Source organism: Salmonella sp. SAL00670, from assembly GCF_046552235.1.
GTDB classification, from domain to species: domain Bacteria; phylum Pseudomonadota; class Gammaproteobacteria; order Enterobacterales; family Enterobacteriaceae; genus Salmonella; species Salmonella enterica.
Window position 1 is genome coordinate 203910 of record NZ_JBGDUO010000002.1, and the last position, 15146, is coordinate 219055.

Below are 15146 nucleotides of genomic sequence, written 5' to 3' on the forward strand. Positions count from 1 at the left end.
TTAACTATCCCGTCTCGTAATGATGTCATGTTGCAATGTCCATATACTGTAATATCAATCCCTTAGACAGTAAGGTCCAGCCATCAAGCGCGACAAAAAGCACCAGCTTAATAGGTGTAGATATCGTCACCGGACTCATCATCATCATCCCCAGCGCCAGTAGCACGCTGGATACCACCAGGTCGACGACGACAAAGGGCAAATAAAGATAAAAACCAATTTTAAACGCGCTTTTTATTTCGCTCAGCGCATAAGCAGGTAATAACGCAAATATTGAAGGTTTTTCAATTTCATCTTTGTCACGCTTTACCGTCTCGGTCTCTTCTCCATACTGACGCTTCAGTTGCGCGTTTTCAAAAAACTGAACTAACTCGCGATCTGAATATTTGATCAGATAATCGCGATAACCATCCAGACCTTCATCAACGTGTTTACTTAATGATGAAATATCATTAAAGGTGACATCTTCGTCCTCAAAATAGACGTAGGCATCATGCATTATGGGCCACATAACAAACATAGAAAGCAGCAATGCGACGCCGTTAAGCGTCATATTTGAAGGTATCTGCTGCAATCCCAGGGCGTTACGCACCATGACAAATACAATAGAAAATTTAACGAAACAGGTTCCTGACGCAATAATAAATGGCAACAGGGTGGAAAATGCCAGTAAGGCAATTAATGAGATATCATTCCCCATTACCAGACTCGCTCAGCCATTCATGGATCTCAACGCCTAAGGTGTCATTCATCTGTACCAGTTCGCCATTACCCAGCAAAACACCATTCGCCATAATTTCAACGTTAAGTTCAGCATTGGTCGGCAGTGATAATAGCTGTTGCTGCCCCATGGCTTCGAGTTCGGCGAGGGTAACGTTCTTACGATACAAAACAAATTCCAGTTTGACGGGCAATTGATTCAAGCCAGGCAGAGTTTCTGCAGTTTCAGTTGTATTATTTTCTTCTTCGATATGTTGAATATCTAACGTTTCCACAATAATTCCCCCTTCAACACGGTTGAAATGACCTAACTTTTTCGCGTAGCAATAAACTTCCGCACGGGAAGTACGAATCAGGAGTACATCTCCGATCCCGATTCGGCCCAGCAACGAACGCTGCGTATCACTGCTACCGATTACAAAGCGCAACGGCCAACGCAGCATTTTCGGCCTGCCGCCCCCGACTGCAGGCAGTTCAGGAAGATATTCAAACCACAGGCCGCCCCGATCGCTCATAATGTGCAACAATTTCCCTTCCGGCAGCGCGCTTCCCGGCACGGGGTTCTCTACGCATAAACGCCGACAGGACAAATGCGGCACGGGCAACTCAAACGGTCGCTCTGTCGCAGCAAGCCAGGGAACGACCAGGTGCTCAGCGCCAGCAGAAACCGCCGCCCCCGCCAGAGCGGGAGAGACATGCTCAAGCCAGTCCCCAGGTTGAATCCACGCCGACCACCGTTTTTCTGCATCGCTCAACCGAACCCACATTCCCTGTCGCGTCGGATATTCCAGCGTCGCTTCCTGGCCATGGCGCTGGCATTCTGTCGCGGTTTGCGCCAATAGCCATTCGCGACGATCAATCTGTCTCACACGCAATGACATCAGGCGTCATCCTCCTCGCCAGATTGCTGTCTGTGCTGTTGCTGCTGCGGATTTTGTTGATCGTCTCGCGTCAGGTGCCAGCGCTGGGGATTACCGTTTTGCCATTGATCATGCAAACGATGTTCAACCTGCGTATTTGACGGTATTAACGAAAACTCCCCTGCTTGCCGCGCCTGAATATTGACGGAATAGTCATTTCCCCAGCGCTGAAAACGGTAAGTCAGCGAGCTATCCTCTCCTTTCACGCCATCGGCAGTCGGAAAAATAGTCATCATCGGCTTTGATTGCGCCGCTAAAGGCATTTTTTCATCGCCGCCGGTTAATTGGCTAAGATCGGCGATAGTGGTTGGTTGCAGCGGAAGCTGAGAAACATCTTTAACCTTTTTATGATCTTTATCGTCAGGCTTACCGGTATTGGCTGCGGCCATTCGGGCAGGTGCGACATCCCGCGCCAGCGGCGCGCCCTCTTTACGAACGCCTTCGCCCGCGATGGCTTTATTATCCCCAGGCAATGCCTTGATATTATCGTCAGAGATTCCCGTGGCGTTATCGGTTACTTCACTAACGGATTCCACAGCTTTTAAATCAGCAGATAATTTTTTACCGCTTACGCTTTCTAACGGCCTATTTTTAGGCGATAGCAACGCTGCGGATTTATCTACTTTGGCCTCCGCAGAGATCAAACCGACAGATTTTTCAGCAGTGACTTTCAACAGTTTTTCAGCAATCCTGAGTTCGCCTTTTCCGTTATGATGCAGACCAGAAACGTTGCCATTGTGATGTTCTGATTTCGCTGGCGCGCCATGTCGCCATGCCGCCAGTAATACCGGTAAAGCCGTTTCTTTATGCATTACGAAAGCATCGCCATAGTCGCGATCTTTTTTATCACCGGAATATTCTGTCTTATGTTTTTCCACCGCTTTTTTTAATGCTTCTGATAAACCGCCAACCTCATCCTGCTGCGGCAGTAAAATGTTCCCGGATGAACTGACAGCTGACACATCGCCCATTAAATTATCTCCTCTGACTCGGCCTCTTCCTGCTGTATCTCTCGCTGGATATAGAATCTTTTCTGACGGATTATCCAGCGTTGATAGTTCCCTTCTTTGCGCAACCAATATTTACTTTTTTTCTGAAACTCTTCCCTTTTCTTTTCCAGCTCTCTCCGTTTTTCCTGAATTTGTATAATCTGGAGTTCTAAATCTTTTATCTGCCGGCGAACAATAGACTGCTTACGTAATAACGTATAAATTTCCTCACGACTGAGCTGTCTGTTTTCTGCACGCAGCGTATCTAATAACAATTTCAGACCCGCTATTTGTTCAAGGATCGCCTCCTCCTCGGCCTGCAGCCCGCGGTCCTCATCCTGATAGCGAAGTAATATCGACTCACACTGTGAATGAAATACCGTACAGCGCCGCTGCAATACTTTAATTCTGGTCAGCGAATGCATTCATACCGCTCAACGTGTCATCAAAGGATGAATATTGCGCTACCGGCTGGCATAACCAGGCTTTCAGGCTATCCCGCATCTGCATCGCCCGATCGTTATCGATATTTTCGCCAGGACGATATTCTCCCAAGTCAATGAAAAGCTGGAGCTCTTCCAGACGCGTCATTAATTTACGCACGGCAGATGCCTGTTCAGCATGTGTCGGCGTCGTGACTTGTCCAAAAACGCGGCTTACGCTTTTCAGTACATCGATTGCCGGGTAATGTCCCTGCCCGGCCAGCTTTCTGCTCAGATACAGGTGACCGTCAAGGATAGAGCGAATTTCATCCGCCATCGGGTCCGCCTCTTCCTCGCTTTCCAGCAGTACCGTATAAAAGGCAGTAATGCTTCCCTCGCTGGTCGCCCCGGGGCGTTCCAGCAAGCGGGGCAAATTATCGAATACGGAGGCGGGATAACCTCGACGGGCCGGACGCTCTCCCGACGCCAGTGCCACGTCTCGCAAAGCACGCGCATAACGGGTCATGGAATCGATAAAAAGCACGACCCGTTTTCCCTGGTCGCGAAAATATTCCGCTACGGTTGTCGCCAGTTGCGCCGCATTGCAGCGATCGACCGAGGGGAAATCGGAAGTGGCAAAAACCAGCACGCATTTTTCTTTCTTATGCGAAGCGCGCAACATATCCACGAATTCAGTGACCTCGCGGCCTCGTTCACCGATAAGACCAATAACAAAAACATCCGCCTCCGTTTGCTCGATCAGCATATGCATCAGCATGGTCTTACCGCATCCTGCGGAAGCAAAAATGCCCATTCGCTGGCCTACGCCACAGGTCAATAACCCGTCAATCGCGCGCACACCGGTAATCAGCGGTTCACGAACGCCAACGCGCGAAGCGTAAGAAGGCGGTGCGACATCAATAACGCGTTCTTCGCTAATCGGCGCCACTTCAGGGGTAAAACGCTCAACGATTTTCCCCGTCGGATCCAACACCGCGCCTAATACCGAGTATCCCACCCACGCCGATAACGCACGTCCAGTGGGATAAAGCACGACATCGCGGCTCAGCCCCTGGGCGTTGCCGATAAGGCTCAGCACAGTGCGTTCCCGCTGTAAGCCAACCACCTGCGCACGTGCAACAACCTGTTTTTGGTGCCAGCCACGGCGTATTTCACACAGTTCGCCAATGGCTACATCGCGCAATTCCGCCTCAATAATTGGGCCGGTTATTTTTTGTGGGTAGGCCAGATATTGCAGTAAACGAGGTGTTTTCATCTCATTAGCGACCGACTAAAAACTTCCAGATAGTTGTAAAACCCATTCAAGGCAGTAGAGAACTTTTCACCGTCAGATAAAAAATCCGGATGCACTAAGGCTTTAAGCGTTAGCTCCCCATTCTGCTCCCCCAGTAGTAATTGCCCGCCGCGGGCAAAATGGCATCCTTCCATGATGGTCATTAAGATTTCATAAGCCCGCTGTTGTAATACCACCATGCTGTCAGCACCCAATTGCGCCCAGATCCATACATCATCGTCCTTGACGCTGATACAGATACTTGGCAATGCAAATAAATCCAGAACAATTGTTGAATGGCTATCTATTCCTCCGATGAGTGAAGGATCGCAACCACTTACTTCCAGTGCGGAACGAACTAATTCAGCGATATCCAAATGTTGCATAGATCTTTTCCTTAATTAAGCCCTTATATTGTTTTTATAACATTCACTGACTTGCTATCTGCTATCTCACCGAAAGATAAAACCTCCAGATCCGGAAAACGACCTTCAATCATTTTCTTAATAAATCGACGGACATCGACAGACGTAAGGAGGACAAGATCTTTATGTGCAATCAATAAATCATCCAACTTAAGTGTAATGAGATCCATCAAATTAGCGGAGGCTTCCGGGTCAAGGCTGAGGAAGGTACTGCCAGAGGTCTGACGGATCCCTTTGCGAATAACATCCTCAACTTCAGCAGATACCATTACTGCTCGTAATTCGCCGCCATTGGCGAATTTATGGCAAATATAACGCGCCATTGCCCCACGAATATGCTCCACAAGGTTAATGACATCTTTTTCTCTTGGCGCCCACAATGCGAGCGCTTCCATAATTAATTTCATATTACGCACGGAAACACGTTCGCTTAACAAACGCTGCAAAACTTCAGATATACGTTGTACCGTGGCATGTCTGAGCACTTCTTTAAGTAAATCAGGAAATTTCGCTTCCAGTTGGTCCAGCATATGTTTTGTTTCCTGAATACCGAAATATTCATTGACGTTGCGCGCCAGCGTCACCGCCAGACAGTGGTAAAGCTCATCAAGCGCGTTCCGCAACACATAGCCAAGCTCCCGGAGTTTCTCCCCCTCTTCATGCGTTACCCAGAAATACTGGCTGCTACCTTGCTGATAGATTGTTGGATTAATGCCAAAGGAAACAACTTCATCGGAATAATTTACCACTCGCATCAAATCAAAATAGACCGTAAATTGTTCAACACGGATCTCATTAATCAACAATACGATGCTGTTATCGTCCAGGCCCTCGCCATCGCGTAACAATACTTCCGGCAGGCGCACGCCATAATCAATAAAGAACTGACTACGTAGACGCTCCGCAAGTTGAGCTTTTTCCAGATCTTCACGCCGGCTCTTCGGCACAAGTAATATCAACGGTACGGTCTCTGTAGAGACTTTATCGAGATCGCCAATCAGTCCTAACGACGACCCTTCTTTTTCCTCAATACTGAGCGGCTGCTCGCCTTTGCTGGTTTTAGGTTTGGCGGCACTACGTTTTGCTTCACGGAATTTAAAATAGAAGAGTACGCTTAAAACCACCGATAAAATAACAAAAACCGGCAGCGGGAATCCCGGCAGAGTTCCCATTGAAATGGTCAAAATAGCCGTAACAACCAATACAAATGGGTTGTTCAACAGCTGCGTCATGATATTCCGCCCCATATTATCGCTATCGCCATTTACGCGAGTCACGATAAAACCGGCACTAATCGCAATCAACAATGCGGGGATCTGGGCGACAAGACCATCACCAATGGTCAGCATGGTATAAGTAGACAGGGCGGAGGACAAATCCATACCATGGCGGGTCATCCCCACCGAAATACCGCCAATAAAGTTCACAAAGATAATAATGATGCCGGCAATAGCGTCACCTTTGATAAACTTCATCGCACCGTCAAAGGAACCGTAAAGCTGGCTTTCCCTTTCCAGTACGCTTCGCCGTTCGCGCGCAGCATCCGCATCAATAATACCGGCCTTCAAATCGGCATCAATACTCATCTGTTTACCGGGCATACCATCCAGAGAAAATCGGGCCGCGACTTCCGCGACACGTTCTGAACCTTTGGTAATAACGATAAACTGGACCACGGTGACAATAGAGAAGACAACAAAACCCACCGCCAGGCTATCGCCAATAACGAATTGCCCGAACGTGGCGATAATTTCACCGGCATCGGCTTCAATCAAGATAAGACGACTGGTACTGATCGATAATGCCAGACGAAAGAGCGTGGTAATTAACAGTACCGCAGGAAACGTTGAAAAACTGAGGATTCTGTCAATGTAGAACGACCCCATAAACACCAATATCGCCAGTACGATATTCAGTGCGATCAGGAAATCAACCAGATAGGTAGGTAATGGAATGACGAACATAGAAATGATCATCACCATTAGTACCAGAATCAGTAATTCAGGTCGTAAACGAGCACTGTTAAGTAGAGAAAGCAGCACTATAGGTATCCTGTTAATATTAAATTAAGACAGCTTTTCAATAGTACGACGCTGTTCTGCCATTTCATGCTTGTAGGCAATATCGGTCATACTACGTAACGCCATTAACAATTCTTCCTGCCAATATTCTTCATAAAAGAGTGAAGAGGGTATGGCTTTACATACTTGATAAAATATCTGCAAAAAGGATGCATGTTCTTTATGACTAAGCAATAACGCATTCAAACCTATAATATCGGCTAACAGCGAATCCACTTCATGTGGCTGTTGCAATAGCGAAAGCATCAGTAGTAACCACGACGACTCCTCCGCATTAAACGCTTTGGTAAACGAATACGACAACAATGTACTCACAAACAGTAGGTCAGCGGAGCGCAACATTTTAAGTTGCGTCAGGCGTCGTAAAAGCTGGCCAAACTCCAGGCGCGAACAACTGGCGTCATTCGCGTCAATATCGGTTAATAGCGAACCCTCAATAAAATCCAGTACCACCAGTCGACGTTGATAGCCATAACTGGCTATCCAGTCAGAGTAAATCTCCACTTCATGTGATTCACTCTGGATAAATTGCCGATAGCTGGCGCGCAATAAGCCTGGTTTTAACGATAATGTTTTCCCAAAAAGCCGGGCCTTCAACGCACAATTAATCCCTGCCTTGAGGGTCTTCGGATCGGTTTGCTCTTCAACGTGCTTAAGTAACGACTCCAGCTTTTTCCGCACGATCTCTTCCAGGTCTTTACGACGAAGCAATTCGCGTAACACAAGGACTAAATCACTGGGGTCAGGAAATAAGCTACGCGCCTGACGTAAAAAATCTTCTAACGCGCCGCCATGTACGCTAATTAGCTTTAAGATTTGCTTCGCCTTCGGTAAAGCCTCATCCTCCAGCACGCGTTCAAAACTGTTAGATAAATTACTGGATTTTTTTTCATAATCGCGACGGTTACGAAATTGCGCCAGCGCCGCTGACATTTCGTCCGTCGACTGGACAAATTTTTGTACTTCCGCCCCTGGAGACGAATCCTCTGCGGCCTGTTGTATTTCCGCCTGTTGCGCATCAGTATGCTGGGTCGCATCCTGATGAGATGTCTGCCGGGACAATATTCTGGAAAATGAAATACCGGAGGTTGAGCCAGGAATCATTTAATTGCCTCCTGACCTCTATCCAGATAAACACGAACCCATTTCTGTAACTTATCGTCCCCACTCCAGGCACCGCTTTGCTTCAGAATATTGTTTACCGATTCGCTGGCATCCGGCGTTAACGGGTCGACAATTTCTTTTGGTTCAATCATGAACACACGAACAACATTACTTTTATTCTTACTGGAATAACGGAACAGGCTACCAATAAGCGGTAATTTGCCTAAAAACGGAATACTTTGGACAGTATCGGTATTTGCATCCCGTGTATAACCCCCGACCAGCAAACTTTTTCCGTGCGGCACTCTCGCAATAGTGCTAATTAACGTTCGCCCGACTTCGGGTAACGCATCTACGGAGGTGGTAGTATCAGATTGCGGCGTCTTATCGTTGCCATCTTCAATGTCCAGCGACATTTCTATCTGACCATCTGCGGAAAAACGGGGCAGCACTCGGATCATTGTTCCGTATGTTACATGCTCAAGCGCCACATTACGTTCCCCAATCAGCTTGGTGTAAAACGTTCTGTTGTTATCAAAAATAGCGGGAACATTTTCCTGAGTCAGTAATACCGGGCGCGAAACCACCGTCGCCTGTTTCTTCTCTTCTAACGCATTGACCGCGGCGATGAATCGACTGCCATCGAGGGTACTTATTGAAGACTGGTTTAATGACACGCCAAGTTTGTCCCCAATAGTAATGCTGCCGCTCCATGAAGTGCCCAAACGCTCCAGATCGCTTTTATTAAGATCGACAATCCACAGGGATAATTCTACGTGACGTTTGGCGACATCCAGCGCTTTAACCAGCATTTCGATAAAATGCACCTGCTCAGCCGTTCCTTTTACTAACAAACTGTTGGTATCCGGATAAGCCACGATTTTAATATTGCCCGCCGCGGCATTTTGCTTTAAAGCTTCCTGCAGACTCATGCCACCGGCATAATTTGCTGCTTTACCTTTTTCTCCATTCGCTGAAAACGCTGGCATCGCCGGGGGTTCGCTACTGACAATATTACCTAAGGGTTGTTCCTCTCCCTGCAATAACCTTTCAATGGCCGTGGCAATACCGGGGATAACCATTTTCTGATCGCGCAGATTGTAGGTACGATCGCCCACGAAGGTATTATTCAGACGCATCACCCCTATTTTCTGGCGTCCCAGCTCAATACCATCGTTTTGCTTGTCCATCATGGTGGCGGCGTTGACCACCATATCAACATAAACGGGTGGCCCTGAAACATAGAATGTTCCTTTACGGTTATCGCCACGTAGCGGATAATTTTTGTTATATAAGCCTGAGCGTTTTAGAAAATTGTTGAACTCATTGAGTGAGACGTTGCGTAAAGAAACCACGGCATTGCGCATTTCACTGGCGTCATAAATATAGATAGCCTGCCCATCGAAATACCAAATCAGCCCCAGTTGTAGGGAAAGCTTCTCCAGTAATGCGTTAGGATCGTGAAACTCAAAGTTGCCCGTAATTTTTTTTCGTGCCGCCATTTTGCTAACAATGACAGGCTCCTTTAGCTGTAGCGCCATGGCATCGAAAAATGTCCGCAGGCTATCGTCTTTCGCAACAAACCCACTTCCCGTTACAGGTATTTTTTCACTAGAATAACCAGGTGCAACCAGAACAAGCGCGGCACATGCCAGCACTCTGGCCAAAAGAATATGTGTCTTCATTTGTCTGCCAATTGAATAATATTTGATAATTTCCGCGGCGAAACGCCGATCAGCTCTTTGATCTCACTAGAAAAATGTGAAGGCGATGAGTAACCATGATTAACGGCTAATTGGGTGATGTTCTCGTGGCCTTCTACACTATTCAGCAGCGATTGCGCCATACGCCAGTTTCGTAATTCACTCTTCGCTTTTCCGCCCAACGCTCTGCTGCACAAACGACGAAAATGGGTATAAGAAACGCCATAGTCTTCTCCCAGCATTCTCATCGTGTTGCCGCTGGTTGACTGAGCGAGTAAATAGCCAACCAACCAGTAACTCTCGCTTTTTCGTAACAGCGCCAGTACCTTATTGAAGGCCGGAGAAGGCGTAATAATTTGCTGCAAAAACCAGTACTCGCAGCGTTTACGATCTTGCCAAATAGCGCGAAACTCAGGACTCAGCAAAACCCATTTATCGGATTCAGCATATGTCGTGTCCACTAATCCTGCGCCATCGATAAATGCCAGTAATTTGCTGAGTACTTCAATTTTTAACGGTCGAAAAACCAGGTCTCCTGATACTGGTGCGACAACGGCCTGCTCGCAAAAAAGCAGCGCGCCTTCCTGAATCAGGCAGTTTTCATTGTGTCGGCTTTCAGAAAATGACATATGCAGCTTTTGCGCGGAACACGTCTGTATAAACCATGCTTCCGGGCTGCGGATTTTCCGCTTCTCTCCTTCTTTAAGTACTTCCTGCGTATTTAGCATAGTTGTCAGCACCAGTTAAAAATCATTTTAATATGTAAACAATACCGGGAGCGGGTGGCAAAATCCTGATGCAAACATTATGAAACTGATGCCACCCGCTAATTAAATTGGCCCACTTGCACAGCGCTTGATAATTTAAAACAGAAAATCAGCTCATAGTGTATAAATTCTGGCTTATTGTTCTACAGCCGCAAAAATTCAGATATTGTCATCGGGATGGAGAATTAATTATTTATATCAGGAGTTTTTTTTGCTAGCATTCCTGAAACGCATTCGCCCCTTATCACTATTGTCAGATAACGTTCTGACGGTTGTGTAAAAACATGGCGCCTCATTCTTCTGTAGTTGGAGTTAATATGAAAAAATTTTATAGCTGTCTTCCTGTCTTTTTACTGATCGGCTGTGCTCAGGTGCCCCTCCCTTCCTCCGTGAGCAAACCGGTACAGCAACCTGGCGCTCAGAAAGAGCAACTGGCCAACGCAAATAGTATTGATGAGTGTCAGTCTCTTCCGTATGTGCCGTCAGACCTTGCGAAGAATAAATCATTATCAAACCAGAACGCTGATAATTCCGCATCAAAAAATAGCGCAATCAGCTCAAGCATTTTTTGCGAAAAATATAAACAAACCAAAGAGCAGGCGCTCACCTTCTTCCAGGAACATCCACAATACATGCGTTCGAAAGAAGATGAAGAGCAACTCATGACCGAATTTAAAAAAGTTTTGCTTGAACCCGGAAGTAAGAATTTAAGCATATATCAGACGTTACTTTCTGCCCATGAAAGACTGCAAGCCTTATAAGGCCATATCACCGCTGGCTGAACTCATCATGATATAATTAAGACCATATTTTGCATTGCCACTTAATATCAATATAATTATTATAGCTATGGTCACTTTTACGGTTGGCCATTTGTCTCTTACGTTGCATTTATCAATCTGCTTTTTGATACAGCAGCACCTCGCTGCTGCTTTTTTTATTTGCGATAAAGAACTGCCTCCCAAACTCGGGAAAATAGCCGAAACTTATACTGACAAACTATCGTCTCGTATATCGCGATAAACTGACATCCCCCTCTTGCCCCACATGTTGGCATTCTTACGATACCCCATCCACTTTTCGCGGATAACGCTCTTTTTACCCGTGACAGCGTATTGACGACCAGGCTAGTATAGCGGCAGAAACGTCCCGATGCCTGGAATGAATGGCAAACAGTCTATAAGGTGATTGAATGGATACGACAGAAGAACTAAACGGAACCTACTTCTACCACGGACAATCGAACCTGTCAGCAGGTGAACTATTTGATGTAATTTTCATTGAGCAATTTTGTGATGAACTTGGGATTGGCATTGAGTCAGGTGCTGCTATCCTCGCCGGGCAACCGTGGTTAAAAACCAGAACGAAACCGGGAGAGGCAATCAAAGGGACAAGTGTTATCTCCAGGTATGGGAGAATGCTTTTACGAAATGCACGAACTCCTTTTGGTATTAGAGTTCCTACACCCGTTGGTATAAGAATGCGAAAAACAAATAATCTTGCCGCAGTCATAGCACGATATGTTCCATGGTTAGGTTGGGTTGGTCTTGTGAATTCAATTTACCAAGTATCAAGGAGAACTCAGGCAAAATACAACCTAATAGCACGCCCTAAAGATCGTATACAATGGACATCCTTTTGATGGACACAATTCAGCAAGAGGTGTTAGCACTCTTCCGTGAAGAGATTCCCGGATATTTAGACAGCAATTGGAAAGAAATCCCATTAGAACTTGATTCTGATTTATTTGAAGCTCCAGGCGATGACCTGCATGAAGCTTTGGATAAATTTGAAAAAAAATTTAATGTAGATTTATCACAAGTTAAATGGTCGTGTTATTTCCCTTGGGAGAATACTCCACTGCTTACACGATGGTTTAAATTAAAACGGGAAGATGTAGAACGAACTCGTAAGCCTTTAACAATCAGAATGTTTTCTGAATCAGCGAAAGCTGGGAAATGGCTTTATGATTAATGAAAAATATGTCGAATTAATCAGGAGCTAATTACTATGAATTTTGTTAATCGATTAAAATTAAAAGTAGTAAATTTCATATACTTTTCAAATTAAAATAATGTGTTGTATCTACCTTTCGACCACCAGTAACTCTGACGCCATCCGTTTTAAATTGACCATTTGGTTCTGGTGGTATATCGCGAGTAGATATTTCTGAAGTGCTTGACTATTCACTCTTTTTTAGCCTGCATGTATGGTGGCGACGATGCTGTTACATAGGTACCGGTATATTACCAAATTGATTCTGCCAGATATCCCGCCTCACGTAGAGCATTCATAATTTTATTCGCTAATTCATACTGATATTCATACGAGGTATTCTCCATGGAAAATACCGTTAATTCATATTTATAATACAGCCAACCATCATTCTCATTTATCAACTTAGGATTACAGTCATAATTTCTTTCTATTGTAATCATTGTATTTTCGTATCTTAAATATAATAAGTTCACTTTTATTATGTCTGGAATCCCTTGGGATAAAAAATCAATTAACTCATATTTATCCAGATCAGACTCAACAACGATTGTGAATTCAGAGTTAACTTCTTCCATTATGGAACCTCAATATATGGGCCTCTATTAAACGGTGATGATTGTTTCATTACCGATACCTGTATTTTTGTTACATCATCCGGATGAAAGTGTAGGATATACATCCTCCCATATGCCACCTTCATCACCAGGGCCTAATGCACGCCGTTGAGCCTTTGTTGATTTTTAACCTTCTGATCTTACTCAGCAATAGTGGACACGCAACTAAGTGAGTAAACGCTCAAGCAAGAGGTGACTCACATGACAAAACCAGCATCAACCACCAATAAGCCACGCAAGCAGCACACGCCTGAAAGCCCTGAAACTGGCGGAACGCATTGGGGTGGCCGCTACCACCAGCGAGCTTAACCTGTATAAATCACAGATCTACAGCTGGCGAAACTCAGCTCTCTTCTTCTGAACGTGAGCAGAAGATGTCCGCCGCTTAGGGTTGTGTCCCTATTACGCGGGTAGGATCAATCAAGCAGTTACGGCAAAAAAGAGAATCATGAATATATTTAGCAAACTCCCTGATGATACGTAATCAGTGAGATTAAAGTAATGCAATCGCGATAAACCGAAGTTAATCCCCTGTTTAAAGACAGTGAACGACCTTCTTGCCATGCCTGGACTATATCAGCCTCATATGTACGCCTTGAAAGCGTACATATATGTATTATAATTGTACATATTGTTCATAAACAGGAGGATGAAAACCATGCCTCAGATAGCTATAGAATCTAACGAAAGGCTGTCGTTGCGTGTATCGACGGATGCCAAAAAGTTGATAGTCCGCGCTGCGGCAATCCAGCAAACCAACCTGACGGATTTTGTGGTCAGTAACGTACTACCTGTCGCACAGAAGATTGTTGATGCCGCCGAACGGGTATATCTGACGGAGCGCGATACTCAAATGATCATGGAAATTTTAGATAACCCGCCAGCGCCGAATGAAAAGCTTCTTGCCGCTGCTTTCGCCCTGCCGGACATGAAGAAATGATGTTTACAGACTGGCATGAGGCCGCGATAGGAAAAACCCACAATCGAATGAATTTTGATTGTGGGGATGCCGATCTGAACCAATTCCTGCAACGCCATGCACGACAAAATCATGAGAAAGGGACAACGAAAACCTATGTTGCGCTTGATAATTCGGATGTTACACGTATCCACGGCTTTTACTCAGTCAGTCCTGCATCACTGATATATGCACAGGTTCCCGGCGCAATCAGCAAAGGATTAGGGAGATACGATGTGCCAGTGTTTCGTCTGGGTCGTTTAGCCGTAGACAAATCTATGCAGGGGCAAGGGCTGGGAGCACAACTTTTGTTATCTGCCGGAAAGCGTTGCATACAGGCGGCTTTGCAGGTCGGTGGCGTAGCCCTGCTTATTGATGCCAAAAATAAACAGGTCTGCGACTGGTACAAAGGATTTGGCGCAGTACCATTAAACGATCAACCCCTTTCCTTGTTGCTGTCGTTTAAAACGCTTTATGCTGCTTTATCTGCATCTGGTAGGTTATGACAACATGAGGCTTTGTTGAATAATTCAGAATCGGCCAACGATAAGGATACAGGACTCCCACAGGAGCACTCGTTATACGAGCCTGACGCTGGTCGGCATTGCCAACAACGTCATCCGGTTCAGCGCTTTGACCATCGCCATCACTTCACCCACCTGCGCGTCATAGTTCCGCAGGCTCAAATGGCCGCCCAGCAAGGTTTTGATACGGAACATGACCGTTTCCGCTACTGAACGACGGTGATAGCCCACTTTCTTTTTCCAGACCTCATTGCTGCCGCTCAGATGTTGATTCGCCACCGCGTGGTTACGCTCATGGTACTTGCCCGGCCAGTATCGCGCACCGCTTCGTGGCGGGATTAGCGGCCTGATTAATAACACATCATGGCAATAGCGCGTGTCATAAGCGCCGTCAGCCGAGGCTTCCCTGATTTTACGGTGAGTCTGGCTAATCAGCCCCGGCAGTGCCTGCGCATCTGTCGAGCCTCTGAGCGGGAAAGTATGCCTTTGCAATTAATCAGGAAAGTGTTGCGCGAGAAATAGTGCATCTTTCAAGCACATCGTCTACTTTAATTAACCGATTCATAAAATATATATTCTCTGTTCATTTCTAGCTTGTAGGCTATTTTAATAACTGTGTATTTTAAA

General features: G+C 45.8%; 16 protein-coding genes and 2 pseudogenes. 6 read left to right on the plus strand and 12 right to left on the minus strand.

Translation table 11 applies throughout. From position 1 onward, the window contains the following. Positions 1 to 25: 25 nt before the first annotated feature. From spaP to invF, 10 genes are read right to left on the minus strand one after another with little or no spacing between them, the layout of a single operon-like run. On the minus strand, positions 26 to 700 hold the full coding sequence (gene spaP / locus ACLJRS_RS08415; protein ID WP_000526016.1) for an SPI-1 type III secretion system export apparatus protein SpaP: 675 nt from the start codon (positions 698 to 700) through the stop codon (positions 26 to 28). Then, the gene (spaO, locus tag ACLJRS_RS08420) at positions 690 to 1601 is read right to left on the minus strand and encodes an SPI-1 type III secretion system protein SpaO (protein ID WP_000058730.1); all 912 of its coding nucleotides are present in this window, start codon (positions 1599 to 1601) and stop codon (positions 690 to 692) included. Before spaO ends, spaP begins: the two co-directional genes overlap by 11 nt. Beyond that, positions 1601 to 2611: an SPI-1 type III secretion system protein SpaN gene (spaN, locus tag ACLJRS_RS08425; RefSeq protein ID WP_000503101.1), complete on the minus strand. Its 1011-nt coding sequence runs from the start codon at positions 2609 to 2611 to the stop codon at positions 1601 to 1603. Before spaN ends, spaO begins: the two co-directional genes overlap by 1 nt. Beyond that, positions 2611 to 3054 (minus strand): SPI-1 type III secretion system protein SpaM, encoded by a 444-nt coding sequence (gene spaM, locus ACLJRS_RS08430; protein WP_001670229.1) that lies wholly within the window; start codon positions 3052 to 3054, stop codon positions 2611 to 2613. Before spaM ends, spaN begins: the two co-directional genes overlap by 1 nt. Next, complete coding sequence (gene invC / locus ACLJRS_RS08435; RefSeq protein WP_000856766.1) at positions 3032 to 4327, minus strand: SctN family type III secretion system ATPase InvC; 1296 nt, start codon at positions 4325 to 4327, stop codon at positions 3032 to 3034. Before invC ends, spaM begins: the two co-directional genes overlap by 23 nt. After that, complete coding sequence (gene spaK, locus ACLJRS_RS08440; protein WP_001164066.1) at positions 4324 to 4731, minus strand: SPI-1 type III secretion system chaperone SpaK; 408 nt, start codon at positions 4729 to 4731, stop codon at positions 4324 to 4326. Before spaK ends, invC begins: the two co-directional genes overlap by 4 nt. Before the next feature lie 23 nt (positions 4732 to 4754). Beyond that, entirely contained in the window at positions 4755 to 6812 is a 2058-nt protein-coding gene (gene invA / locus ACLJRS_RS08445) for a type III secretion system export apparatus protein InvA (RefSeq protein WP_000927220.1), read from the minus strand. A gap of 24 nt (positions 6813 to 6836) precedes the next feature. Next, positions 6837 to 7955: a type III secretion system gatekeeper InvE gene (gene invE, locus ACLJRS_RS08450; protein ID WP_000612171.1), complete on the minus strand. Its 1119-nt coding sequence runs from the start codon at positions 7953 to 7955 to the stop codon at positions 6837 to 6839. Then, the gene (gene invG, locus ACLJRS_RS08455; protein ID WP_000848101.1) at positions 7952 to 9640 is read right to left on the minus strand and encodes a type III secretion system outer membrane ring protein InvG; all 1689 of its coding nucleotides are present in this window, start codon (positions 9638 to 9640) and stop codon (positions 7952 to 7954) included. The genes invE and invG overlap by 4 nt, the downstream gene beginning before the upstream one ends. Then, entirely contained in the window at positions 9637 to 10287 is a 651-nt protein-coding gene (invF, locus tag ACLJRS_RS08460) for a type III secretion system transcriptional activator InvF (protein WP_001674874.1), read from the minus strand. Before invF ends, invG begins: the two co-directional genes overlap by 4 nt. Positions 10288 to 10742: 455 nt before the next feature. Between invF and invH the strand changes: the two genes are divergently transcribed. From invH to ACLJRS_RS08475, 3 genes are all read left to right on the plus strand, one after another. Further along, entirely contained in the window at positions 10743 to 11186 is a 444-nt protein-coding gene (gene invH / locus ACLJRS_RS08465; protein ID WP_000715099.1) for an SPI-1 type III secretion system invasion lipoprotein InvH, read from the plus strand. 431 nt (positions 11187 to 11617) lie between these two features. After that, positions 11618 to 12067, plus strand: coding sequence for an STM2901 family protein (locus ACLJRS_RS08470; RefSeq protein ID WP_000381610.1), 450 nt, complete (start codon positions 11618 to 11620; stop codon positions 12065 to 12067). Further along, positions 12052 to 12399, plus strand: coding sequence for a DUF1493 family protein (locus ACLJRS_RS08475; RefSeq protein WP_001669174.1), 348 nt, complete (start codon positions 12052 to 12054; stop codon positions 12397 to 12399). Before ACLJRS_RS08470 ends, ACLJRS_RS08475 begins: the two co-directional genes overlap by 16 nt. Before the next feature lie 272 nt (positions 12400 to 12671). Here the strand turns inward: ACLJRS_RS08475 and ACLJRS_RS08480 are convergent, their stop codons facing one another. Further along, positions 12672 to 12998, minus strand: a complete 327-nt coding sequence (locus ACLJRS_RS08480; protein WP_000393302.1) for a hypothetical protein — start codon at positions 12996 to 12998, stop codon at positions 12672 to 12674. A 240-nt stretch (positions 12999 to 13238) separates the two neighbouring features. Here ACLJRS_RS08480 and ACLJRS_RS08485 point away from each other — a divergent pair. The 3 genes and pseudogenes from ACLJRS_RS08485 to ACLJRS_RS08495 all read left to right on the plus strand — a co-directional run. Continuing rightward, a pseudogene (locus ACLJRS_RS08485) lies at positions 13239 to 13417 on the plus strand (IS3 family transposase); the annotation flags it as partial. A gap of 269 nt (positions 13418 to 13686) precedes the next feature. Next, positions 13687 to 13977 (plus strand): DUF1778 domain-containing protein, encoded by a 291-nt coding sequence (locus ACLJRS_RS08490; protein ID WP_000855694.1) that lies wholly within the window; start codon positions 13687 to 13689, stop codon positions 13975 to 13977. Continuing rightward, a complete protein-coding gene (locus ACLJRS_RS08495; protein ID WP_000971655.1) occupies positions 13974 to 14501 on the plus strand; it encodes a GNAT family N-acetyltransferase in 528 nt (175 codons plus the stop codon). Before ACLJRS_RS08490 ends, ACLJRS_RS08495 begins: the two co-directional genes overlap by 4 nt. A gap of 72 nt (positions 14502 to 14573) precedes the next feature. Here ACLJRS_RS08495 and ACLJRS_RS08500 read toward each other — a convergent pair. Then, a pseudogene (locus ACLJRS_RS08500) lies at positions 14574 to 14990 on the minus strand (transposase); the annotation flags it as partial. Between the last annotated feature and the right edge of the window lie 156 nt (positions 14991 to 15146).